The 23,888-nt window shown below is 57.5% G+C and carries 24 protein-coding genes and 2 pseudogenes; 13 read left to right on the forward strand and 13 right to left on the reverse strand.

Going from position 1 to position 23,888, the window contains the following annotated elements:
• Positions 1–13 precede the first annotated feature (13 nt).
• The gene (locus ACSMXM_RS05140; protein ID WP_460314545.1) at positions 14–427 is read left to right on the forward strand and encodes a PRC-barrel domain containing protein; all 414 of its coding nucleotides are present in this window, start codon (positions 14–16) and stop codon (positions 425–427) included.
• Positions 428–430: 3 nt separating this feature from the next.
• On the opposite strand, the gene ACSMXM_RS05145 is transcribed toward ACSMXM_RS05140, so the two are convergent.
• Positions 431–925, reverse strand: coding sequence for a DUF6306 domain-containing protein (locus ACSMXM_RS05145; RefSeq protein ID WP_460314547.1), 495 nt, complete (start codon positions 923–925; stop codon positions 431–433).
• Positions 922–1,770, reverse strand: coding sequence for a LysR family transcriptional regulator (locus ACSMXM_RS05150; RefSeq protein WP_460314549.1), 849 nt, complete (start codon positions 1,768–1,770; stop codon positions 922–924). The genes ACSMXM_RS05145 and ACSMXM_RS05150 overlap by 4 nt, the downstream gene beginning before the upstream one ends.
• A gap of 628 nt (positions 1,771–2,398) precedes the next feature.
• On the opposite strand from ACSMXM_RS05150, the gene ACSMXM_RS05155 reads away from it, so the two are divergent.
• From ACSMXM_RS05155 to tnpB, 6 genes are all read left to right on the forward strand, one after another.
• Positions 2,399–3,040 carry a peroxiredoxin gene (locus tag ACSMXM_RS05155; RefSeq protein WP_460314551.1) on the forward strand — a complete coding sequence of 214 codons (642 nt, stop codon included), beginning with the start codon at positions 2,399–2,401 and terminating at the stop codon, positions 3,038–3,040.
• A 182-nt stretch (positions 3,041–3,222) separates the two neighbouring features.
• Positions 3,223–3,741: a carbonic anhydrase gene (locus ACSMXM_RS05160; protein WP_460314553.1), complete on the forward strand. Its 519-nt coding sequence runs from the start codon at positions 3,223–3,225 to the stop codon at positions 3,739–3,741.
• Positions 3,644–4,105, forward strand: coding sequence for a hypothetical protein (locus tag ACSMXM_RS05165; protein WP_460314555.1), 462 nt, complete (start codon positions 3,644–3,646; stop codon positions 4,103–4,105). Before ACSMXM_RS05160 ends, ACSMXM_RS05165 begins: the two co-directional genes overlap by 98 nt.
• Before the next feature lie 233 nt (positions 4,106–4,338).
• The gene (locus ACSMXM_RS05170; protein WP_460316358.1) at positions 4,339–4,497 is read left to right on the forward strand and encodes a transposase; all 159 of its coding nucleotides are present in this window, start codon (positions 4,339–4,341) and stop codon (positions 4,495–4,497) included.
• 99 nt (positions 4,498–4,596) lie between these two features.
• Positions 4,597–4,977: an IS66-like element accessory protein TnpA gene (gene tnpA, locus ACSMXM_RS05175; RefSeq protein WP_460314557.1), complete on the forward strand. Its 381-nt coding sequence runs from the start codon at positions 4,597–4,599 to the stop codon at positions 4,975–4,977.
• Between the two features lie 23 nt (positions 4,978–5,000).
• Positions 5,001–5,156 (forward strand): IS66 family insertion sequence element accessory protein TnpB, encoded by a 156-nt coding sequence (tnpB, locus tag ACSMXM_RS05180; protein WP_460314559.1) that lies wholly within the window; start codon positions 5,001–5,003, stop codon positions 5,154–5,156.
• 115 nt (positions 5,157–5,271) lie between these two features.
• Here tnpB and ACSMXM_RS05185 read toward each other — a convergent pair.
• The 8 genes and pseudogenes from ACSMXM_RS05185 to ACSMXM_RS05220 form a co-directional block, all read right to left on the reverse strand.
• A pseudogene (locus ACSMXM_RS05185) lies at positions 5,272–6,457 on the reverse strand (IS256 family transposase).
• A 388-nt stretch (positions 6,458–6,845) separates the two neighbouring features.
• Entirely contained in the window at positions 6,846–7,433 is a 588-nt protein-coding gene (locus ACSMXM_RS05190; protein WP_460314561.1) for an energy transducer TonB family protein, read from the reverse strand.
• A 122-nt stretch (positions 7,434–7,555) separates the two neighbouring features.
• Positions 7,556–7,882: a DUF3325 domain-containing protein gene (locus ACSMXM_RS05195; protein ID WP_460314563.1), complete on the reverse strand. Its 327-nt coding sequence runs from the start codon at positions 7,880–7,882 to the stop codon at positions 7,556–7,558.
• Complete coding sequence (locus ACSMXM_RS05200) at positions 7,879–9,306, reverse strand: PepSY-associated TM helix domain-containing protein (RefSeq protein WP_460314565.1); 1,428 nt, start codon at positions 9,304–9,306, stop codon at positions 7,879–7,881. Before ACSMXM_RS05200 ends, ACSMXM_RS05195 begins: the two co-directional genes overlap by 4 nt.
• 283 nt (positions 9,307–9,589) lie before the next feature.
• Positions 9,590–11,737 (reverse strand): TonB-dependent siderophore receptor, encoded by a 2,148-nt coding sequence (locus tag ACSMXM_RS05205; protein WP_460314567.1) that lies wholly within the window; start codon positions 11,735–11,737, stop codon positions 9,590–9,592.
• A gap of 736 nt (positions 11,738–12,473) precedes the next feature.
• A complete protein-coding gene (locus ACSMXM_RS05210; protein ID WP_460314569.1) occupies positions 12,474–13,310 on the reverse strand; it encodes a Dph6-related ATP pyrophosphatase in 837 nt (278 codons plus the stop codon).
• Complete coding sequence (locus tag ACSMXM_RS05215) at positions 13,303–14,121, reverse strand: ABC transporter substrate-binding protein (RefSeq protein WP_460314571.1); 819 nt, start codon at positions 14,119–14,121, stop codon at positions 13,303–13,305. Before ACSMXM_RS05215 ends, ACSMXM_RS05210 begins: the two co-directional genes overlap by 8 nt.
• Positions 14,087–14,428, reverse strand: a complete 342-nt coding sequence (locus ACSMXM_RS05220; RefSeq protein WP_460314573.1) for a DUF6580 family putative transport protein — start codon at positions 14,426–14,428, stop codon at positions 14,087–14,089. Before ACSMXM_RS05220 ends, ACSMXM_RS05215 begins: the two co-directional genes overlap by 35 nt.
• Between ACSMXM_RS05220 and ACSMXM_RS05225 the strand changes: the two genes are divergently transcribed.
• The 3 genes and pseudogenes from ACSMXM_RS05225 (at position 14,414) to ACSMXM_RS05235 (ending at position 16,649) form a co-directional block, all read left to right on the forward strand.
• Positions 14,414–14,818 carry a hypothetical protein gene (locus ACSMXM_RS05225; protein WP_460314575.1) on the forward strand — a complete coding sequence of 135 codons (405 nt, stop codon included), beginning with the start codon at positions 14,414–14,416 and terminating at the stop codon, positions 14,816–14,818. The genes ACSMXM_RS05220 and ACSMXM_RS05225 overlap by 15 nt on opposite strands.
• A 3-nt stretch (positions 14,819–14,821) precedes the next feature.
• Positions 14,822–15,451: a hypothetical protein gene (locus ACSMXM_RS05230; protein ID WP_460314577.1), complete on the forward strand. Its 630-nt coding sequence runs from the start codon at positions 14,822–14,824 to the stop codon at positions 15,449–15,451.
• A 375-nt stretch (positions 15,452–15,826) separates the two neighbouring features.
• Positions 15,827–16,649: pseudogene (locus tag ACSMXM_RS05235) on the forward strand (IS5 family transposase).
• Between the two features lie 182 nt (positions 16,650–16,831).
• Here ACSMXM_RS05235 and ACSMXM_RS05240 read toward each other — a convergent pair.
• From ACSMXM_RS05240 to ACSMXM_RS05250, 3 genes are all read right to left on the reverse strand, one after another.
• On the reverse strand, positions 16,832–17,707 hold the full coding sequence (locus ACSMXM_RS05240) for a hypothetical protein (RefSeq protein ID WP_460314579.1): 876 nt from the start codon (positions 17,705–17,707) through the stop codon (positions 16,832–16,834).
• 375 nt (positions 17,708–18,082) lie between these two features.
• Positions 18,083–18,469, reverse strand: coding sequence for a RidA family protein (locus ACSMXM_RS05245; RefSeq protein ID WP_460314581.1), 387 nt, complete (start codon positions 18,467–18,469; stop codon positions 18,083–18,085).
• A gap of 16 nt (positions 18,470–18,485) precedes the next feature.
• Positions 18,486–19,748: a D-amino acid dehydrogenase gene (locus tag ACSMXM_RS05250; protein ID WP_460314583.1), complete on the reverse strand. Its 1,263-nt coding sequence runs from the start codon at positions 19,746–19,748 to the stop codon at positions 18,486–18,488.
• A gap of 1,360 nt (positions 19,749–21,108) precedes the next feature.
• Between ACSMXM_RS05250 and ACSMXM_RS05255 the strand changes: the two genes are divergently transcribed.
• From ACSMXM_RS05255 to ACSMXM_RS05265, 3 genes are all read left to right on the forward strand, one after another.
• Positions 21,109–22,707, forward strand: a complete 1,599-nt coding sequence (locus ACSMXM_RS05255; protein WP_460314585.1) for an FMN-binding glutamate synthase family protein — start codon at positions 21,109–21,111, stop codon at positions 22,705–22,707.
• Positions 22,708–22,869: 162 nt separating this feature from the next.
• Positions 22,870–23,082 (forward strand): hypervirulence associated TUDOR domain-containing protein, encoded by a 213-nt coding sequence (locus ACSMXM_RS05260; protein WP_460314586.1) that lies wholly within the window; start codon positions 22,870–22,872, stop codon positions 23,080–23,082.
• Positions 23,082–23,717, forward strand: a complete 636-nt coding sequence (locus ACSMXM_RS05265) for a DUF488 domain-containing protein (protein ID WP_460314588.1) — start codon at positions 23,082–23,084, stop codon at positions 23,715–23,717. The genes ACSMXM_RS05260 and ACSMXM_RS05265 overlap by 1 nt, the downstream gene beginning before the upstream one ends.
• Positions 23,718–23,888 lie beyond the last annotated feature (171 nt).

The raw sequence follows: 23,888 nt of genomic DNA on the forward strand, positions 1-23,888 counted from the left end.
AGAGGAAACCTTGATGATCAAGATGATAGCAGCCCTCGCATGCTCAGCGGCCTTGTTGACCGCCTGCAATAATGCCAACGACGCCGCTGAAGACGCTATGGAACAATCCGCGGAAGCGAGCGCCGTTGCCGCCGGTTCTGCGGAGGCGGCGCTTGGTCTCACGGAAATTCAGCTGCTGGATGCGGAAATCATCGGAGACGGCGGCCTCGAACTGGGCGATGTGGCATCAGTGGTTCGCGACGAAAACGGGAATGTAGATCGTCTGCTTGTTGAAATCGAAGACAGTGTCCCGGATCGCTTTGTCCATGTCGCAATTTCCGACCTCAAGCCCGTGCAGCGTGGCGACGATACGGACCTCTCGACCAGGATGACGGCAGAGCAACTTGCGGCACTTCCTGACGTGCCGATCAATCAGCAGAACCCGTGACGCTCATGAGCGCGTGTTTGGCTGGTTGTTGAGATACGCTTCGGCCAGATCAATATTTCTGCGATGATTGTCCGCCATATCCTTGAGGTCTGCATAGAGAGCAGCATCGCGAACATGCGGCATGAGCTTTTCAAGTTTACGAACCACCCATGCTTGGCCGCGATTGAGAAATTCCAGCCGTTCGAGCGGTTCCGCTATTGCGATTGCTTTGACAAGAAAGTCGCCTGTCTTGCGAGACGGAGAGCCGTCAAGGCGCTGAATTTGCCGTGTGAGCATTGCGCACCAGTGTGCTTCGTCTTTGCGCACGCCCTGCATTAATTTCGAATAGCCAGGTAGATCTGTCAGCTTGCGGCTACCCTGCGCTACGCGCGTACCCGCCCGTTCTGCCTCTAGCAGTTCATTCAATGCTGCGAGAATCTCGTCAGCATCCGCAAAACCCATATAGGCATCCGATGCTTCCGCAGCATAGCAAACAGGAGAAAAAGGCTCTTTTATCATACGGCAATTTCTGCTGCGTCGTGAAGGCCCGCGCGGATGCGATCCATAACACCCGGGTCCGCCTTAGTCGAATGCACAACATAGGCCGAATAGGAGAATTCGGGGCTGCCGGGGACCAGCGTCAACCGGCCCTCTTCAAGATAAGTGCGAATGAACCCTTTGCGAAAATAACCACTGCCACCAGTCGCCAAGATATATTCCAGAGCCAGAGGGCCATAGCTGATCGAAAGTACCGCATTGGGCTGATCGGGGAAGGCCGCCTGATAGCTGGCGGCGAACTCGTCTCCCCAGTCGATTTGCACATGATCTTGGGGTGTAAGTCTCGAGGTTGTCGGCGTAGTTCTCACAAGCACCAGCTTCTCTTCGAACAGCAGCTCGGCGATGACACCTGGTCTGCTCGGGGCGGCATAGATCACCGCAAGATCCAGTGAGCCATCCTGCACCTGTCCCATCAGGCGCTCCGATGTGTCTATCTGCGTACGTATCGCAATTTCAGGGCATTCGCGCCGCATCCACAAGAGCCAGTGCCGCAGGAGCGGACTCCATAGACTGAGTTCGGCGCCCACCGATACAACAGTTTCACGCCCCGGCGGCAAGGCCACCGCGCGCTGCGCACGCGCCCAAACCTGTACAAGCGTGGTGGCGAAGCGCTGGAACTGCTCACCGGCAGAGGTCAGCTTTGCCCCCGCTTTGTTGCGGATAAAGACGGGCTGATCGAGCTGCTCTTCTAGGACGCGGATACGTGCGCTGACAGCCGTCTGGGTGAGATTGAGATTGGCGGCCGCCCCGACGAAGCTGCCGGTTTTCACCACTTCCAAGAAGGTCCGGGCGATAGCGATATCCACGCAGCATAATCCTTCATCTCAAAGTGCAATTATGTTCATTTACGTAATATATATATAAGCCGGATGATGGTCGTCCTACAAGGAGACAGCGTTTATGCTTGTACACCCTTTATGTCTCGAAGCTGCTCATGAAGCGTCGCGACCGGGGCCGGATAGGTCTACGCGGGGCTCCTGATCGCTCGTCATATCGCTCGCGATGGCAGCTAGAGGCTGTGCACTCGGGCTCAATGCCTTTCACAATGCTGGAGCGATAGGTGATGGACTCTATATGGCTGCGCTCATTTTCCTGGTCGTTTTGCCGCTTGGGACAATCCTCGCCGTTCTGTAGGAACACAGGAACAAAAACGATCCGGCGACGGCAGCCTCCCATAGAGTATGCCGTCCCGGTCTTGAGACTTTCGATAGAAGGCGTGAATGGGGTCGCCGCGCCGGTTTGATAAGAACGGTTATGTTGAGCTTCAGCATCGCGGTTGGCTATCTGTAGAGATCAAAATATCTCACAATGCAAAACCGCACGAAGGCAGCAGGCGATACGGAGCAACATATTTGCTTCCAAGTATAGATAATATTCGCTTGTTTGATGTTTTTGACTCAGCCACATTGTCGCCAAGATTACGAAGGAGTTTCCATGGCCATTCAGCTCGGGCAGATCGCCCCCGATTTCGAACAGGACAGCACGCATGGGCCCATCCGTTTCCACGACTGGCTCGGACCGAGTTGGGGCGTGCTGTTCAGTCATCCCAAGAATTTTACACCGGTCTGCACGACAGAGTTGGGTGAAGTGGCAAAGCTTCGGCCGGAATGGGACAAGCGCAACGTCAAGCCGATCGGTCTGTCGGTCGATCCGGTCGAAGCGCATCACAAGTGGGAGCTCGACATCGAGGAAACCCAGGGTGCAGCGCTCGACTTTCCGATGATAGCAGACCCCGATGCGCGGGTTTCTTCCCTTTATGATATGATTCATCCCGAAAGCGATCCGACAGTCACTGTGCGATCGGTGTTCGTGATCGACCCTTCTAAAAAAGTGCGGCTCATTCTGACCTATCCGCCCAGTACAGGGCGCAATTTCGTGGAGGTTCTTCGTGCGATCGACAGTCTGCAGCTGACGGACGCGCGGAGTATCGCAACGCCTGTAAACTGGTCTCCGGGCGAAGAGGTAGTGATTTCACCCAAGGTTTCGGACGAGGAAGCACAGCGCCAGTTTCCGCAAGGGTTCAGAACGCTAAAGTCGTACCTGCGGATGGTCGATCTTCAGGCGTCCGGGGATTAGCGCGCTTGCATCGAGACATACGAGCTGCGGATCTCGCACTCCGCAACAGCGGCCCCAGTGGACTGTTCGTCCGCAATCGCGCCTGGGCGGAATCCAAGGTTCGCACGGACCCGACATTTTTCAGTCGTCTGGTTGGGCAGCAAAGGCCGCGATACTTCTGGATAGGGTGTTCCGACAGCAGGGTGCCAGCGACCGAGATCGTCGATCTCGAGCCGGGCGAAATGTTCGTTCATCGCAACGTGGCAAACTTGGAGATTGCGGACGATCCCAGTTTCGCTGCCGCGTTGCAATTTGCGGTGGAGATTCTCGAGGTCCAGCACATAATGATTGTCGGCCATCAAGGATGCGGCGGCATCAAGGCGGCGACGGAAAGCGAGACCGACGATCCGATCGGTCGTTGGCTTACGCCGATCCGACGGCTGTATGAGGACTGCGTGCAGGAAAAGACGAAAGACCGCGCAGAGGCGCGGACGCTTTGCGAAGTCAATGTCGCTACGCAGGTCCCAACCCTCGCGGTCAATCCGATCGTCCGTAAGGCATGGACACGAGATTGCGATCTCACGCTTCCCGGTTGGGTCTATGCGATTGGCGACGGCCTGTTGCATGAAGTCTGCGTTCCGGTTCGGGAAGCGCCAGGAGCTACCTTCGGGATACCTGATCGTAGGCGAAGTAGAAAAAACCCTGACAATTGCAGTGACTGATCTCAATCGTTCCATCCTAATTGCGGCCGTTGCTCTCTGTGCCCGCGCCCGCGCCGCCGATCGCCGACTTGACGTCATCATCGCAACCGCGGTTTTCCCGGCACTCGCCAGACTAGCGGTGCTGAACACAGGTGTCTGGCAACATGACGACGGCACGCGTGTCCGTGCTCTGCGCTATTCAGCCTCTCGCTCCGCGGCGAGTACGCTTGTACCGATAGGCTGCTGGCTGGAGGAAAGCGACAGTGGCGCAGCAAAAGTGTCCGGTGCTGATAGCGAATGGGATGGGGTTCATTCGGTTGAAGAAATAGCTATCTGCATCGCGGCCTTGAGGGCAAGGATGGATATAGACCAACTCTCGGTTTGAGATGCAGGGGGAGCTCCAGCGCCCGCGAGAAGCAAGTGTATTGCCAAGTAGGTCCTGCTGTTATTCGGGATCTATGAGCCCGTTTGAGAAAGCGGTGGATCGGGTGCGGCATGACTGATTCAAGCTTGGGATGTGGACACCGACGAGCCGTGGCCGGATGGCTGACCAAGAGAAGCGGACGAAGCGCTACTCGACCGATTTGACCGAAGGAATGGGAGCTGATCTGACCATTTCTGCCGACAGCGCCGAAGCGCGATCGCAAGCTCTCAATAGATCTACGCGAGGTGCTTAACGCGCTGCGCTATAAGGCTCGGCCAGGTGGTGGCTGGCGAATGCTGCCGAAGGACTTCCCTAAGCGCTGTTCTTTCCCCACATTACCTCCGCTAATTTGACCGTCGAGGATGGGTCTTTGGCGGTTGCAGGGGCTTGGAGTTACGTCGGGATCATGTGCGGGAGCTAGCCCGGGGAGAGAGCCGACGCGGCGCTTTGAGGTGTTCACCGGTGCGGGGCGGCGGCGTCAGTTTCCTCTGGATGAGAAGCTGGCGCTAGTGGCGCAGATGGCCACTTCGGACAACATAAGCGCGCTGGCGCGCAGCCACGACCTTCGTCCCTCGCAGCTGTTCACCTGGCGCCGCGAGCTGCGCTACGTAGCTGAAACGGCTGCAGTACCAGCTTTCGTGCCCGCGGTGGTCGCGCCGCCGGAAGCTGCGAGTGAGCCGCTGCCGCTGTCACGCCCTTCGCGGCAGCCGCGCGCCGCGCGCAAGGGAACGGCGATCGAGGTGGAGCTGGATGGCGCGCGCCTCACCATCGCGCACGGCACCGATCCGGCCCTCGTGACCGCCGCCCTGGATGCGCTGCAGGTCCGTCGGTGATTGGCCCTGGTACAGATGCACGGGTGTTGATCGCCACCAGCCCCGTGGATTTCCGCAAGGGTCCGGACTCTCTTGCTGCACTGGTAAAGGCAGAGCTCGGCGCCGATCCCTTTTCTGGCGTGGTCTATGTGTTCCGCGCAAAGCGGACAGACCGCGTCAAGCTGGTCTGGTGGGGATAGCAGCCCAAGGCTCGTGCGAGGCGTAGCATCGCTGGAAAGCTGCGGAGGGCGGCACCGGGCTGTGCCTGATGGCCGGGACTATCAGTAATTTTGTGCGCGAGGCCGATTATCGTCATCAGATGACGAACCTTTCGCCGAAGATCACGGCGAACTGGGTTTTTGCCTCTACCAACTCACGCGGCGGTCGTTTCCATTCCGTCGCTGCCTGGTTGAGCACGAGGTATAGCAGCTTCATCGCGGCGTCGTCACCCGGGAAGTGGCCACGGGTTCGAACCGCCCGCCTGAGTTTGGAGTTCAGCGCCTCGATCGCGTTTGTGGTGTAAATGATCCTGCGGATCGGTGCGCTGAACGCGAAGAACGGGATGACGTGCTCTCAGTGGCGACGCCAGCTCATGGCGATCGCCGGATATTTCTGGCCCCATGGCCCTTCCTCGAAGGTTTCCAGTGCCGCCAGACCGGCCTCGGCATTGTCGGCGCGATAGACGCTGCGTAGCGCCTGAGCGATCGGCTTGCGATCTTTCCATGACGCAAAGCCCATCGAGTTTCGGATCAGGTGCACCACGCACGTTTGAACGACCGTTTCGGGGAACACGGCGTTGATTGCGTCCGGGAAGCTCTTCAGGCCATCGACGACCCCGATCAGGATATCGGCAACGCCCCGGTTTTCAGTTCGTTCATGACCCTGAGCCAGAACTTGGCACCTTCGGTCTGCTCGATCCATATTCCCAGGATCTCCTTCGTCCCGTCGGGCAATATGCCGAGCGCGATGTAGATCGCTTTATTACGCACGAACCCTTCATCCCTGATACCGGCCTTCGCCGGCACAAGCCTCCACGCGGATCGCATCGAAGAAGTCGAGCGGATAGCAGGCGTCGAGCGGTCGGCCCTGCCACTCGCCGACGGTCTCCAGCACAGCGTCCGTGATCGTCGAGATCAGGTCCGGCGACACGTCGATGCCGTACAGCTCCTCGAGATGCCCGCGGATCTCGCGCACCGTCATCCCTCACGCATACATCGAGATGATCTTGTCGTCGAAGTCGGGAAAGCGTCGCTGATATTTGGCGATCAGCTTGGGATCGAACGTGCCAGCCCGATCGCGTGGGATATCCAGCATCAATTTCGACGATCCCGTCAGCATCGTCTTGCGTGACGAGCCGGTACGCCGGTTGACCGAGCCTTCAGCGCCTTCGCTCTCTAGATGATCGTCGAGCTCGGCGGTAAGCATGCGTTCCGACAACGCTTTCTTCAACTCATCGAGCGAAAAGCTCCTGCGGATCACGTCCAGACAGCAATTGGTCCAGTACTTCCTTGTTGTGGGGACAAAAACGAACGTGCCGCTGGACAGCTTAAGACGTCCGCTAGCCAAGACAAGACGTCCGTTCCGAAAATTCCGGTGGAAATTTGCAGGAGTTCCTTACGAAAAGCGTGAACGACGCGGCTTCAAATGTGAGGAGCACTTTACATCACGAGGACAAGAGAGATCACGGCCCGCGTCACTATCTCCTTCATTGTGCCCGACCGGAAAAACACCCGGCATCGAAGATTAGCTCGCCGAAGCGGGAGTGGCTGCAATGTGGATCGACCGGCCGGTACCGCCGACAAAGCGGCCATTCCCAATTCCGGACTGTCTCCTTGGAACCCGTCGTACGTTCATCTGCCACCAAATACGGAAAATGGGTCGGCAGCCAATCAATCCAGCGAGAATTCTACCGGCACCGTTATTTCGATGGGCGCATTTCTGTCCGCCGGTATTTCCGGGAGAGGCGCGGCCTGCCGCACAGTTGCAATCGCAGCGTTATCGAGAACGTTGTGCCCGGAGGATTCCAGCACGCGCAGCGCAGAGACCGTGCCATTTCGGTCGACGGTCATTCGCACCCGGGCGATTCCTTCGGGGCGGCGGCTACCCATCATTTTCGGATAGCGCTTGCTTGCGTTGATCCTCGCGAGCACGCGGGCTTCCCATGTCACACTTTCCTCGGAAGACAGCGATACGGACTGCACTTGCTCGGGCGAGTCTGCCTCAGGACGAGCAGCTATGCGCGCAATTCGCTCCTCTCGGGGAAGCTGCAACGCCTGTCCAGACTGGGGGATAAGCTGCACGGGAGTAATGAACTGCGGGCGCACCTCGAATGCTTGCGGAGCCGGGTCAGGCAGGAGTGAATCGATCTCAGGCGGGGCGGGCACGTCCAGCAGGGGGGGCTGCGGCTCTGGTTCGAGGGTCGGCGTGCTCTCAGGTACCGGAGCGGCAGCGTCTGCCGGGACATCGAACAATGTCATCGCCTGGACGGGCTCTCGTGATTTTTCTATTCGCGGCCCTAGGAGCACTGCGATCACGAATGCTGCGTGCAGTGCGATCACGCCAGCCAGAACGGGTGGGCGGAAGGTCCGCGTTCGATGGATCATCGTACAAGCACTGCGAAACCTGCCAGCACCAGCACGATTAACAAAAGCGCACCGATTGCCCTCGGCCAGAACGCCAGTGCCAGTATTGTAACAATGCCTGCGAGAGAAACCATGCCCGCCCAGACCACAGCTCCACGGCTGTAATCCCAATATGTGCCGCAAAAAACGAAAGCGATGAGGAGCGCGAGTACTCCGAAAAGGCGAAGTGCCGAGCGTGGCGGCGTATTCTCACGACCGATTTGCTCCCAATGCTTAGGCATAGCGAGCGCGAGGGCCGCCATGCCCCACAAGCAGCTGGTCGCAGCGAGAAAAACCGTGATCATGTCGCCTGTCTCGCTGCGCGATTGCGGCTGGGCGTGCGCTCGACCAGCCGGGGGAACGCCATCGCGAACCAGATGAGGAAGATGGAAAGAAGCGCCAATACCGCGGTCATAGCTACGAGCGCGCGGTCTCCGGTGCTCGCGCCTCCCGATGCAACCCAAGCCAGCACAATCGCAGCCGCCGCGACGCCCCCAAAGGCGGCTTGCTCCCGCCAAGCTGCGACAACCGGGCGGCAAACCGCATGCAAGAACGACAGACATAGAACAGCCAGGAAGATTCCCACCTCGACTTCGGGACGACCAGCAATGGCTACTGGCAATGCTCGCGCCGACGCGATGTACGCAATTGAGGCGAGGACGAGGCCTGCCACCGCCGTCACGGAAATCGCGTCGCGCCAAGGGGACGGTCGCTTGATGGAAAAGATGACAAGTCCGGTAGCGATCAGGCCAGATCCCAATAGGCCGAGCACGAAGTAGAGCCAGCGCACCGCCGTCCCGCCGAAATGCCCGAAGTGCATGCCGGCCATGACTCGCTGAGTCTGATATGCTGGTCTGTCGACTGTTTTCGTGCCCAGCAGCGCGCCCGTGACCCGATCGAAAGTTGCGGTGTCGGTGTCGAGAGTCAGGCGATCGTTCACTACTCGCGATGCGACGAAGCGGGTCTCGCCCCCCCCTTCAGAAACGGTAACGAATGCTACTTTGTCCTTGCCCAGCACATGCTGAGCGCTTTCGTAGAGAGCGCTGATCGATTGCGGGCGGGCGGCCGCTAAAGGCGATTGAGCAAAAGGAGTCTTGGTGTCGATGGACCGGGGGCCCTCTGGCACCGGAAGATAGGTAGGCGCCTTGATGGTAAGTCCGGTATAAATGATCATCACGATGAATGGCAGGCATACCACGCCGATCGCGTTATGAAGGTCGAGCCAGCTTCGCTGCCTGTTCGCGGCCCGCGGGCGAAAGGTGAAAAAGTCCTTGAAAATGCGCCGGTGAACGATGATCCCGCTCGTAATGGCTACCAGCATCGCGACCGAAATCGCGGCGACGATCCATAAGCCAACATCTCCGCTATGCAGAGTATAATGGAATTCTGTGAAGAATGCTCCGCCCCCGGTGTCTCGCGGGGTAAAGAGGCGACCCGTCGCCGGATCGAGATGGGCACGTTCGATTTTGCCTTCCTCATCCTCCCAGATAAGGCGCATCGCTGGCTCACGAGTTGAGGGCAGCGCGGCAAACCAGTAGGCCGGGCTGCGGGCGTCGAGGGCGGCCATTGCTTCGACGATTTGTCGTTTGCGCGCTGGGCCTTCGACCGAGAGTTCCGGGCTGGACCAGCGCGTAATCTCATCGTCGAACACCGCTATGGTCCCGGTCAGAAAGATCGCGAACCCGATCCATCCGGCGATCAGCCCGCCCCAGGAATGGAGCCAGCTCATCGAAACACGTAGCTTCGCTGCGGTCACGGCCCGGCGAGGAGCAGGACTGGGGCGGCCAGGAGCAGCGGCGCAGAAGCTCCCCACACTGTTCGAGCGGCGAAGCACCAGATGACTAAGCACACGAAGACGGGCCAAGCCGCAAGCGAAGCGGCAATAGCCGCCTCGCGCCCGTCCAGCGGAAGGACTTGCGCGGCAGCGCGACTTGCGAGCAGCGTGATTACGTATCCTCCCGGCACAGCCAAGATGATACGCCCGACCATTTCGGCGTATCTGTGTTTCGGTCTTACCATCGCGAATTGATGGCCAGCAGGAAAGTACGCGGCTCGCCGAAGCGATTGCCGTTCGCCGCGCTGTTAACGTAGTGATAATACCGCTCATCAAACAGATTGTTGACCGTCACGGTAAGGTCGACATTGGGGCTCAGCACATAACCCAACTGCCCATGCACCAGCACATAGTCGGATTGCCTGAAAACAACAGCTCCGACTTCGTTTGTGAAGGCGCTTGAATAGCGCGCGCCGCCACCGAGGCTAAGCCCGTTCTCGAATGTGTAGCGGGTCCAGAGATTAGCCGTGTGTTTCGGCCTGGTCGAACGGAACGGTCGATCGTCCTGTCCGGGCAGCGACGCACGTACGACCGCATCGGTATAGCTGTACCCGGCCGTCAGGTTCCAGCCATCCGCAACAAGCCCAGAAATTTCCGTTTCGAAGCCTGTGCTACGGGCTTCGCCAGCTGCGATGGAGAAGTTCGGATTGTCAGGATCAGAAATAGCACGGTTGCGATCCTCGATGCGGAAGCCCGCTGCGTGAGCGGTTAGCCGACCGTCGGCCAGCGAAAGGCGGACACCCCCTTCGAATTGCCGTCCCACACGCGGGTCCAGCAGGTTGCCCTGGAAATTCGATTGGGTCTGCGGCTGGAAGATGTCGGCATAGGATCCGTACAGGGACAGGGCGTTGGTAAGGTCAAATACGATCCCGCCATAGGGCGTCAGTTGACCCCGTTTTTCGCTGCCCGACAACAACGCTCCGCCTTCGGCAAACGCGAACTCGGTTTCGAACCAGCTTACCCGGCCTCCGCCGATCAGCGTTAGCCTGTCGACGGGCCTGATCGTCGCGCGCCCATAGACTCCGTATTGCTCCTGCGTGGAGACGAAGCCCCTCGCGATCGGGGCCTCTTGCCGCGGGAAATCATACTGCGGATCAAAAACGTTCTGGACTACCGGGGCACCGTTGCCGACGTTTTGTTCGAATGTGAAATCGCGGTAATTGGCTCCGACCAGAATGTCGTGCTCCAGGGAACCGATGGTTAAGGGTATTGTCGCGTAACCATCGACGCTTTCGTCAGTCTGTTCGTAATCCAGGCGGACCACATTGAGGTTCACGTTCCCCGTAGCCGGATCGATCGCGCCGACCGGCGTTGCGTAAAGAGCGTCCGTCGAGCGGTCGACCTTCCGCCCCGTGAGTTTGAAGCGCAGGCCGCTCTCACGATGGTGGTCGATCTCGGCAAACATATCGGTCGTATCCGTGATCCAGCTATTCCATGAGGCGCCGATGAAGCGAGAACGCGGCACGTCGGCTTGGTTACCGTCAGCAAAGGCGGGTAGGCCCGCGAACGGCACATAGTCGATGCTTTGATGGCTTGCGCCAACAGAAACGGTCGTATCCTCGATCGGATCGAACTCCACCGTCCCATAAACCATCGGGCGGCGGGACTGAACGAAGTCAAGAAACGATTCGCGATATTGGTAGCTGCCGAGAAGGCGGGCTCGCAATTTTCCATTGAGGGCCAAGCCGCTTGTCACATCTGCTTCGATCCTTGCATTTTGATAGGATCCCGCATTGATACCGAAGATCGTCTGCGGATCAGCGAGAGCACGCTTGCGGGCTAAGTTAACCGCCGCGGTCGGTTCGCCAGCGCCTTGAAACAGGCCAGCAGGCCCCCTTACGACCTCTACCCGATCATAGGCGAAGAGATCGGGCGCCGCTGCGAAATTACTCGAAAACGAAATCGGCACCCCGTCGAGTTGGATGTTGTCGAGATTGAAGCCACGAAAGAAGAGGTTGGAGCGGGCAGCGTCGATCTGCAGAATATTTGCTCCGGTGGTCTGCTCTATCGCATCCTCTAGTGTGTCGAGATTTCTGTCGTCGAGAAGCTGGCGCGTAATAACCGTGACCGATTGCGGAGTTTCGTCAAGCACCAGCCCACGCATTACACTGGCCTCTTCAGTCCCATAAATCCCGGTGTTTTCCGTCGTCGCGGGATCGCCTTCTCCGTTCGCGGCTCGCACGCGCACGGTGCCGAGATCAACCGATTCAATTGCTCTTTCCTTCCCGTCTTTACCCGGCGGTTCCTTCGGAACCTGAGCCACAGCCACGTGGCAGACGAAAGAAGCAGTGGAAAGAAGGGCGAGGAGCGAAGCAAGGTTTCTCATATTGAGAGTCGCTAATGCGAATTAAATGCATTTGCAACCTGCGTGGAATGCTTCAGTTCCGCTAATGGCGTGGGCGGCAGCGGGAGAGATCAGAACGAAGTCTCTACCTTTGATAATCACGCGGAATGTCCGCTTCTTGGGTCGCTTTCAAAGCGAGGGAGCGCTCGCCATCACGGTGCTCAGCGGCTCGATGGCGGCCGACTTACCTCTGTGCGGCTCCTACATAATAGTCAGGACAGCTGATATTCGCCGAACCCACTAGTTCGTCTGTTGTCGCCGACATTGCTGCCGTTCACGGGCCCAGGTGGGATCGTTAGTACCTGCCCGCTCGTTCATGAAGAATTCCGGCCCCCGTAATGCGCGAGGAGTGTGAATGAGTCGTACACCTATCTAAATGCGCGCGAAAACGGAGTTCGGGAAATCCGCCGCCCGGAGCACATGGGCAGCGTCGCGATCGACTGGCGTGCGCCGGCCGATGCGGGCGGGGGTGACACTGGTGGCGCGCTATGATGGCGAGACGGGCGACAATGCCTTTACCGATCCATCCTTTCTCCCCATACTCGTGCGGTTGGATGACTAAGTGCTCGTGAATCTGAATGCCGACGTGAGGCTGAACGATCAGGTCAATCTGTTTGGTCGGCTCGAAAATCTGGCAAATGGGGTTACGAGGACGTTTTCAGCTTCAAAACGCCCGGCCGTTCCGTCTTCATCGGTGCCCGCGCGCGGTTCTGACGGATTAGAGGCAGTCCGGTTTCGGCGGGGATGGCAACCACGTTATGCGTGTGTGGAATTCGCCATTCTCCCCGAACGGATCGACGCGAGCGGGCAACCGTGCCTGCAGCTTTGCATCGAACACGTCTCCAACAGCGATCTGCGACAGATCGGGGGCGACCGCGCTGACGATGCTGGTGGCGCCCGATGCATGCAGATCTGCCAGCAGCCTGTCGTAATCCGCATTCCATAGCGGGAAGACCAAATCTAAATCCGCCGTGCGCGAATGACCGGCGAATGCCTGTTCGCGCCATTCGCGAATATGCGCCAAATGAAGATCGCCGAAGCAAAGGCGTTGGCAATCGGGCACCAGATCGAGCGCGGCGATGATCTGCTCCACATAATCTGCACCCGGATGAAGCGGTACGCCGATCAGCGGCACATCGAGATGCGCGGCTTGTTCGACCGCCACGCAAATCGCAAATTCCTGATGCGCGATGGTTCGGCTGAGCGCATCGAAGGTGGTCAGCAGGACGATATCGGCATGGCCGGCCCTTTGCAGCGCGCGATAGGCAAGATAGCTGTCTTTCCCACCGCTCCAGAAAAGCAGAGTTACCGGAGCATCCGTGCGTTCCGGAGCATCCGTCAGCCATGCTGCTTGTTGTATCTTTCGGGCACGCGCCGCGAGTTTCACACCATCATGATCGAACGGGCAATGGCGGCAACCGGCACCGCAGCACCGTTCGCGCTGTAACAGGCCAAGGCGGGTAAACACCACGTAGCCGGTATCGGGATCAGTATAGGTGAAATCCCCGCGCGCGCAGGCGGCTTCATGCAAATTCCAATAGCTCGGCTCAGGCAAGTTCCGGGATCTCCGTCACCGCGTTTGACAGCATGGCCATGCTGGGCAGCAAGGCCGGACTGGGGCGGCTGAAATGCATATGCCCGTCGAGAAACAGAGCCGGGCAATCGAACGGGACTGTATCTGCTTTTGCCCGGCCTTCGTCCATGCCGCAGCATGCGATGATGACGATATCCGGCGCGGCCTTCACGATCCGATCCAATTCGACCCTGAAGGATGGTTCGCCGCTTTTGCCCAGAAGGCAGGTTATGCCCAAAGCCTCGATCATGTCCGGCACCCAGTGACCGGCGACGAACGGCGGATCGAGCCAGTCGAGAAACACCACGCGAAGTCTGCTCCCCGCGTGGCGGCCCCGATATTCGGCCAGCGTTGCATCCCATTTCTCGCGAAGTTGGGCAGAAGCGTGCTCGCGGCCAATGGCATTGCCAACCTGGTCGAAACACAGCGGCACATCGGCCAGCGTGTGGGGCGACAGATCGACCAGACGCGGACTGCTCGACAACGACAGCACAGCCTCCTGCACATCGCCAGCGGGTACTGCACATACGTCGCAAAGCGACTGGCTTACGACGACATCGGGCGCCAACCGTTCCAGCGTGGCGATATCCAGCTCGTACAAGGGCCGTGTCGCGGTGCAGACTTGGCGGTCGATCTCTGCCGCCGATGCCTTGGTATCGATCCAAGTACTGGTCAGCTTGGACAGATGATCCAATTCACCCGAGCAGCTATGACTTACCCCGACAAGATTGTCTGCCGCGCCGAACGCGACGACGATGTCAGTGGCACTGGGCAGTAGAGAAACGATCCGCATCGAATGCTCCCGTCAACGCAATCACGCCGAATGGGGCGCCACCATATACGGCATTGGCGAGTATGCCCTTCAGCAGAAACGGCAGGCCCGCCAAATAGCAGGCCATCCAGCCTTCCAAGGTGTTCGGAAAGAACCCCATGGCCATCGGCGTGAGGTTGGAGATCGGGAGAAAACGACGGCAACTCTCGTGAGGGCGCTCGAAGCGCGCTCGCCCAAAACCCTGTTCTCTTTCGCGGCTTTTCGGATCGCCAAATGGTTGGAGCGCGCCGTGTTCAGACCGATGGACGTTCTGGTGGACGGTCTCCATCTCATTGATCGATTGCCGTTCCTGATTGACCCGGCGAAGATCGACGTCGCAGATCCCGTCAGCTGGCACAGGGCCGCTTCGGACCCTACCGAGTTCCTCCGGTGGGACATTTTGGCCAAGTACCGCAACGAAAAGGTCTCGACTTATCTCGGTCGAACCGTCTTCGATTGGTATCGGCTCGCCGGGGATGACCAGATCGACGAACTTCAGGACGCTTACATCGTGGCGGACGCGGTCCGCTTCTTCCTCGCCGAAGACACATCTCGATTCGTCGCACGTGAAGCGGTTACCCGCTTTCGAGCCGACTTTCACAACTTTGGCGACCGGCGTGCCGTGGAGAAGCTCGGCGACATAACCTACGGTCCGATGCGTCGCGTGACGTTCGGCTGACGCATGTACGAAGAGCGCGAAGCGGTGCGGCTGATCCTCGACAGTCTCCAAACCGCAGGCTTAAGCTGGTATCGACATGCCAAGACGACCGAAGTGGCTATGTTCGAGCGCCGGATATCGGGAAATTTCGCCATCTTCGACGGCGGAGAGCATCACAACTTACCTCGGAAGCCCGTAGGCAGTCTGCCCACAAGGAAGATTCTCGTCATGCCACCGTCGGGAAGTGAAGAGGAAGAGATCCTCGGCCTGTGGCTCCGCTGGAATTTCGACGACACTCCATTCGCGTTCCGTCTATTCATAGGGCAGTGGGCTAAGGTGGAGGGCACCAAAACCTTCCTCGCCTTCCGCTACGAGGCTCCCGAAAAAGGGGACAAGAACGACTTCTATCACTGTCAGCCGTGTCGCAACTTTGGAGACAAGGAGCATGTCCCCAACGCAGCACTGGTGTCTGAGCACTTCCCAACGATTCCGATCAAAGCCTTCAATATTGTTGAGCTGACCGTATGCGCCTTGATGGCGTGCATGGGTCATAGTCACCTGAAGGACTTCAGCCGGAAGCTGATGAGAAATCCGGCCGCAGACAACGCGCGGCTTAAAGCTGCGTTTGCCAAAGTTCTGCCTCTACCCAGCTAGCAATAAATCTTTCTCGAACGTCCGCTTTTAGGTGCGCGCATCAATCCACCGAATGACGGGAATTAGGGCACGTTGCAGACCGACCGGTCTATGGGACAGCCGCCGGTCGGCAATTGGGCCGACTGCGGACTGTCTGCTTCCGGCGCCTGATCGCGATAAGCGGACCCCCAACTTGGCTAATCTGCCAAGTGCCGCTGCGAGCATGGCACAGGTATCCTTCCAACGCTCGAAGGGGATGACAGGCCAGTCGGCTTCGGTCATCGCGTGTCTCCATCGTCTGGAGTACAGGCCTCAGAGCCTGACCGAAAAAGAAGTTGGGTGATATCAGCATGATGTGATTCAAGCCGGTGTTGCAACACCTCGACGGAGGATCCCATGTGGACCGATACCACCCGCAAGCAGTTTGCCCGAAGCGAGCAGCGCTTGCCAAGCGATTTGACGGATGCGGAATGGGCGGTTCTGGAGCCGCTTCTGCCACCGCGCGCTCCTCGAGGCCGTCTACCGCGCTGGAGTTACCGGCAGATCATCGAAGCTCTTTTATATCTGCTTCGCGGCGGCCTTCCCTGGCGGATGCTGCCGCCCGTCCTATTCCCACCGATGACGACGGTGCAGCATTACTTCTATCGTTGCGTGACGCAGGACTGTGGTGGTCGATCAACCAAGCGCTGCTGATGCTGGCGCGAGAGCAGATGAACAAGGAGGCCAGCCCAAGCGCCGGTGTCATCGACAGCCAGAGCGTCAAGACCACCGAGAGCGGCGGTCCGAACGGTTATGACGCTGGCAAGAAGGTGAAGGGCAGAAACGACACATCATCACCGATACGCAGGGGCTGCTGGTCGGAGCTATCGTGCATCCTGCTGACGTCCAGGACCGCGATGGTGCACCTGATGTTCTGGCCGCTATCCGCCACAGCTTCCCATGGCTGCGGCATGTGTTCGCGGACGGCGGTTATGCCGGTGACAAGCTGAAGGCTGCACTCTCCAGCGCAGGAAAATGGACGATCCAGATCATCCGCAGGTCAGATCGTGTAAAAGGCTTTGAAGTGCTGCCGCGCCGCTGGGTCGTGGAGCGGACCTTCGCATGGCTGGGTCGCAACCGACGCCTCGCCAAAGACTTCGAACGGTCCATACAAAGCTCAACAGCCTGGCTCCTTCTCGCCTCCGTCCAGATGATCACTAGAAGAATCGCAAGCTGCTGACATCGTACCAAATAATTATGAGTCAGACTCTCAGGAACACAGCAATCAGCGGCTCGGCGAACTCATGCCATGGAACTACGCCCCCGCCGTGAGCTGAACACACCGCCCATTCGTGAACATTCTCAGACCGACTCTAAGAAACGCGTCGATGCGTTCGCCGAACATTCCGTCTGTAAGCCGCTCTAGTAACTCAGCGATATACCAATAGTCGCAAGGGGAACCACGGCAGCATTCTCTGCATCCCTCTTACCCAAGCTTCTCACGGTCTTGTCTCGAAAAAGCGCAAGCAACTCGGCGCGTATTTTTCCATTGGTGGATCCCAGAGCGAAAGGACGAGCGAAGGCGAGGCCCGCGCTGCCATAGACCGCGGTCCCGGTTCTGCTACCGTAGAAATCATCCCACCCGATACCAAACCGTACCGGTACGCTTAGAGTCGGTGAGGAATCACGTTCTGCAAGTTTGAAGTTAGGATCGATCGAGAACAGACTATATACGCCTTTACCTCCTCGAGTGTGGACGCTCAACACGACACTCGGCGCAAGCGAGCCGATGCCGTTCTTTGTTGCGTAGCCCACCGAGGCGGCTAGTTCGTGACTAGTCGGCGAAATACCGTTCGGGCTGGTCTTTATGAGGTAGGACAAAGCAGCATTTGTCGTGTTGTTTGGCTTGTAGAGAACTGCGAGGAGATTATTGCTTTCATACCATGCACGCGGCGAGGTTCGCTCTATCGCGACCGGCGAATGAAAGCCGTTGGCCGAGCTCGCTTCAATCCACAGATCGGGATTGCTGGCGGCATCCCGGTGCAGGGTCCACGCGAGCGTCGCGGAGCCATGCATTGGGAGTTGACCGACACTGGCGGCGTCGTCGTCAAAAGCGCCGCGGCTGAAGTCACCATTTGCCACGCTGACGTCGACGACCATGTGCAGATCGCCGTCACCCGTCGCAGCCTTACTGAGATGACCGTCGGAGTCGATCGTCGGAAAGTCCTTCGCGTTAAGTGGAGAGACCTCGGATATCGTCACCGAGAGGACGATTATAGCCATTTTCCATTTCACCATTTCCGCTTCCTAACATTTTCCTTCTTCGCTGGTCGTAAGCTGCCTCTCTCGATCAGTCGGGGTCCTTATGGCAGAGTGTTGCGCGTAGCTTGAGTTTGCCGCAAAGATCGGACACCTGATCGATGGTCACGGGATCAGCGCGGTTGCCACAGCCATTGGGAAGGCATGTTGAGGCATCGGCAATCTGTGGACCGCTCCACGGACTCGAAGTCCAAAACCGCTCTAAGCGCCCCGCTTACGAACAAAGCTCGACTTAGCTGATTCGATGACCCGAAAACCTGCACCAGCCAAGCTCAAGAAATGGGCTGCATTAAGATGTATCGTTCTAACTCGGCTGATTACTTGCGAACATGTTGATCAATGGCTGACGTTAGCTCATCGGGTCGCCACGTCAGCACTGGGTCGCCTAGGCTTTTCAGGAAGGGCCGCCGTAACAATTATTTCAACCTTATGTTGTGGGGTAGCAAGCCCAACCTCACCGGTGGCGCGGATCGGTGCGTTTACCCCCTCGATCCATTCCTCCCATACCGCGTTCATAGCCGCAAAGTCCGTCATGTCTGCGAGCCAAATAAATGCTTGGAGAAGGCGAGTGCGGTCCGTGCCCGCCTCACCGAGCAGACGATCGATTGACTTGAGGACCGCACGTGTTTGGGTAGCCGCGTCCTCGCCCGTTGCGTCAATTTGACCAGCCAAGTACACGATACCGGCATGGACGACGGCTTGGCTCATCCTTGCTCCACTTTCGATTCTTTTGATCATCATTTTATCTCCTGAACTGTCAATTTTGTCCGTAACGGTCTAAACTTAGACCAGCGGCGTCGATCGGTGAGCGTTCACCAGAGATGATGGCGGCTGTCACCGCTGCCGCCCCGCAAGCCATGGTCCATCCGAGAGTCCCGTGCCCCGTATTGAGAAAGAGATTGGACAACCGGGTTCGTCCGATGATGGGAGGTCCATCCGGGGTCATTGCCCGTAGACCGCTCCAGAAATTCGTGTCCTCTCCTTTGCGCACCGCTGCCGGAAAAAGATCATTCAGGCAGTGCAGAAGAGTCGCTTCACGACGCTTGGGCAGTGACCTGTCATACCCACAAATTTCCGCCATACCTCCAACCCTGATCCGCGCGCCCAAACGTGTAATGGCGATTTTGTACGTTTCGTCGAGCAGTGTTGAAATGGGTGCCCACTCGGAGGCAGCAATCGGGACTGTAATAGAGTAGCCTTTCACCGGGTACATTGGCAGACGTATCCCCAAAGACTTGGCCAGCACAGCCGAGTGACTTCCGAGAGCCATTAAATAGGCGTCGCCTCTGATGACGCCTTGGTCTGTTTGCGCTCCTGTGATCGCGCCGCCGCAGGTCTCCAATTGCCGAACCGAGGTAGAGAAGCGAAACTCAACGCCCCTGCTGGCAAGATGTTCGGTGAGACGCGTGGTGAATAGGTGACAGTCGCCTGTTTCGTCGTTCGGCAGGCGCAGCCCTCCTACAAAGCGTTCGCTTGAGGCGGCGAGTCCAGGTTCCGCCCTAGTACAACCTTCTTTATCAAGCAGTTCGAACGGCACATCATATGCGCGAAGAACGTCCATATCTTTGGCGCTCCAGTCCATTTGTTTTTGCGTACGGAAAAGCTGAAGTGTTCCCTGCAAGCGCTGATCATACTCGATGCTCAATTCTTTCCGGAGTAACATGAGTTCATCCCGGCTAAACATCGCTAGCCTCACCATGCGACTTTTGTTGATTGCGTATCGCGCCGTCGTGCAGTTCCTCAGCATGGATGCCAGCCAGCGGAGCATGAGCATGTCCACTGTCGGACGCAGGATCAGCGGCGGGTGCCGCATCAGCAGCCATCGGATTGCTTTTGTTGGCACGCCAGGGCCCGCCCAAGGCGATGAATAACCTGGAGAAATCTCTCCAGCGTTAGCGAAGCTCGTCTCGAGCGCCGCACCTGGCTGACGGTCCACTACGGTTACATCGTGACCTTTGCGACGCAAGTAATACGCAGTAGTGATTCCGACGACACCAGCGCCCAAGATGATTATCTTCATTGTGGCTCTCCGAGGATCTTGACCTCGGGTGCGCAGCCGCCAGCGTTGGAGCGCGCATGTCCCACAAAATGACTGATCAGCGGCTGACCGGAGGAATTGCTCTTACTCCAGAATAGCCATAAACAGAGCGGCACTCGCAGTACATATATGCCATTGACTCTTACTATTAAGCACTGTTGGGTTTCAGTTAAGAAAACGTCGAAACGTAATACGCTATCCGACATAAAAACTAGACGCGGGCGAAGTCGTTTTACAATTATGTAGCTAAACTCTTCTTCGAGATCGGCGTTTGAAGGTTTGAAGGGGCCCGCGCGGAACAGGACAATGCTATCTGCAGAACAGACCCAAATTCTGATGTCGAAGTCGCTGCGTCGGAGTCCAAGACTGTTTCGCCGGCGCTGGGTCGACGACCCAAGCTTCATGAGGTGAGATGACATTGCTAAACTCGAAGATAACCGGCGATACGATCCGGCACCTACCGCCGATCCGCCTGCATACGATCAAACTTTGAAGTGACCGCGCCTCCTAACCGAGCGCGTGATCGAGAACGCGCCCGGCTTAAAGGCCGAATTTAAGGGGATGATCCCTGTTCGAGATTATGTCCTCTGTCATCAGGAACAGCATAGCCCCGGTTCAGCAAGATGCAAGATTAGTCAAATCTCGCTTCGAATTCAGAAACATTCATCCATTCCGCTCTGTCGCGGTCATGAAAAATAGTGACGAAACCAACGTTCATTGGGAGATACAAAATTCAGGGACGAGAGATCGCTGTGCTGCATTTAGCAGAACTCTCACTCGCCGGTCGCGTAACCGATAGTGAAGATACAGCCCCGTCGATCTTCCTGCTCGTCGGACCGAAATAGACGGTCAAATATCTTATGAGCACGTGTATTTGACAACCCTCAGCCATATTCGCGCTGGGAATTGATGGGGCAGCCACCGAGATTTGTTTAGCCCAAGCACAGGCTCGGCAGAGCGCCACCGAGGCGCTGCTGCACGGGCATTTTCAAAGGACAACAATTCCTCATTTTTGCCGCTGGATCATCGAAACTGCTGAGTAACCGTTCTTCTGCAAACTCGGTGACGATACTGTAAAAACCAAACGATCGTACAGAAGGGCTTGAAATAAACATTCCGAACTCACATTGAAGGTTCGTGTTCGAGATGGTCACATTCCTTACAGTTTCGGTTCCGGCTGGAAGCAGTACCGCACGCCTGCGCCCCTAGATCGTTAACTCGATCTAGGTTTCTCGCCCTCGTTCGCGTCTTCTACTACCGAAAATTTCAGACAGAGAATCAAGCGAACGCTCCACTAAGTCAGAGGTAGCAGGAAGCTTGACACTGTTTCGGAGCCATTCCCATGTTGTTAAGTAGGTTCACCGCGCTCGGCGTTTCCTTAGCGAGCGCCTTCGTCGCGGCGTTTAATTTGCCTGATCCTTGGGCCATTTTGCTCTTTGCTGTATCTGCGTCCCTACTGCTGGTCGGTGTCGTCGACGTGCTTCAACGCCGGCATTCAGTCCGCCGCAACTATCCGATGATTGGACGGCTGCGATGGTCGTTCGAGAAGATCCGTCCCGAGATCCGGCAGTATCTGATCGAAGGCGACGACGATCAAACGCCGTTCTCTCGAGTTCAGCGTTCTCTCGTCTATGCCCGATCCAAGAACCAGATCAGCGACCGCGCCTTCGGAACGCTCACCGACGTGTATCGCAACGGCTACGAGTTCATCTCGCATTCGACAAAACCGAAAAAACTGGCCGCTCTCGGCAGCTTCCGCGTTTCGATTGGGGGAAATGATGCAAAATCACCTTACATGGCGTCGATCTTCAATATCTCGGCGCTGAGTTTCGGTTCGCTCAGCGCCAACGCCATTCGGGCCCTGAACAAAGGCGCCAAGTTGGGTGGGTTCGCGCACGATACCGGCGAAGGCGGGATAAGCCCCTATCACCGGGAGCATCTTGGCGATCTTATCTGGGAAATCGGGAGCGGGTATTTCGGTTGCCGCACATCAGACGGATATTTCGATTCGGTACGGTTCGCCGATCAGGCCGCAAGCCCGCAGGTTAAGATGATTGAGATCAAGCTGAGTCAAGGTGCAAAGCCTGGCCACGGCGGTATCCTGCCGGGTAACAAGGTCAGTGCGGAAATTGCAACAACCCGCGGAATCCCCGTTGGGGTTAATTGCATCTCGCCCGCTGAGCACAGCGCCTTTTCGACCCCGATCGAACTCATGGACTATATCGCGCAGCTTCGAGGATTGTCCAAAGGAAAGCCCATCGGTTTCAAGTTATGTGTGGGACACCCATGGGAATTCATGGGCATGGTCAAAGCAATGCGTGAAACCGGTATCTTCCCCGATTTCATCGTGGTTGACGGTGCCGAAGGCGGAACCGGGGCGGCCCCGGTCGAGTTCGCCGATAATCTCGGAATGCCGATGCGGGAAAGCCTACTGTTCGTGCACAATACCTTAGTCGGTGCCGGCGTGCGCGACCGAATCAAGATCGGTGCAGCCGGCAAGATCGTGAGCGCGTTCGACATCGCGGCCGTCCTGGCGCTCGGAGCCGACTGGACCAATGCGGGGCGAGGCTTTATGTTTGCACTGGGTTGCATCCAATCCTTGTCGTGCCACACCAATCGATGTCCCGTCGGTGTCGCCACACAGGATTCTTTACGCCAACGAGCCCTCGTCGTTCGGGACAAGGCCGAAAGAGTTCGGCGTTTCCATCACAACACACTTCACGCCTTGGCCGAAATGACAGCAGCCGCAGGACTTTCGCATCCATCGGAACTCGGTCCGAACCATTTGGTACGCCGTGTCTCGCTTACGGAAATACGTCTCTTCTCACAGCTTCACATGTTCCTGGAGGACGGAGAGCTGCTCTCCGGATCCCAAGAACGCGACTTTTATAGCGCAGCATGGAAATTGGCGCGCGCCGATCGGTTCGAATTGACTGCTTGAACTCCGCTCGATTCTGATCGGCCATTTAATCGGACTGTGGGTATGTCGCATGTCAGAGGGAAAATCACCAGTCGGGACCCATTCGGAGCCCGGATCATTCATCTAATCGCTAGGATGCAGAAGCGCGAGCTTCACAAATCGAGCCTGAAAGGAGGGAACATCATGGCCAAGTATTCGATCGGAGATCGCGTCAGCTGGAATTCGGAGGCCGGTCGGGTCAGCGGGCACATCTCAAAGATCCACGAGAAGGAATTCGAATTCAAAGGGAGGACACGTCATGCAACAAAGGACGAACCCCAATACGAAATCGAGAGCGACAAGACTAATTATCTTGCGGCACATAAAGAAAGCGCGCTGAGAAAACTGAAGGATTGATGACCACCTTCTACACCATCGGACATTCGAACCGTGAGCCACAGACGATCGTAATTATGCTGAAGGACGCCGGCGTGGGCTTCGTCGCGGATGTGCGGGCTTTTCCCCGGTCGCGTTCCAATCCGACCTTCAATGTAGATGTTTTTCCTGACTTTCTGAAGAATCAAGGGATCACGTATCGCCATTTCCCTCGGCTCGGGGGGCGAAGAAAGAAGCAGCCGGGAGTCGGCGATGCATTGAACGCGTTTTGGCGGGTGCAGAGCTTCCACAATTACGCCGATTATGCGCTTAGCCCGGAATTCCAATCAGCACTACGCGAGCTGGAAGATCTCGGAGCGGATCTGTCGGTTGCGCTCATGTGTTCCGAAGCTGTGTGGTGGCGCTGTCATCGGCGCTTGATTACCGACTATCTTCTGGCGCGAGGGCATAAGGTTGTTCATCTTATGGTTCCCGGTCGAGAACAGGACGCGGTTCTCAGCGAAGGTGCCGTTGTTCAACCGGACTGCGATATTCACTATCCCGACACGACAGGAACCGAGGAGAGTTCTGCTCAACCGCACCAACCAGCGTCCTTGTGCTTATGCGAAAAGCTGACTTATCGCGAAAACCCGGCACGGGCGCTCGACCAGAGTTAAAACACGCGCTCGAGCAGCTCGCCAGATGAAACGACTCCATAGAGATCCCGGTCTAAGGGCTTAACGGACTCGTCTGAGGGCGCTTTCCAATGCTGGACGCCGGGACGTTCACGCAAACCGCCCCTTCTGGTTTCCGTCGTCACAAACCGAAAACATATGATGCAACCATCG

Source organism: Pacificimonas sp. ICDLI1SI03, assembly GCF_054740865.1.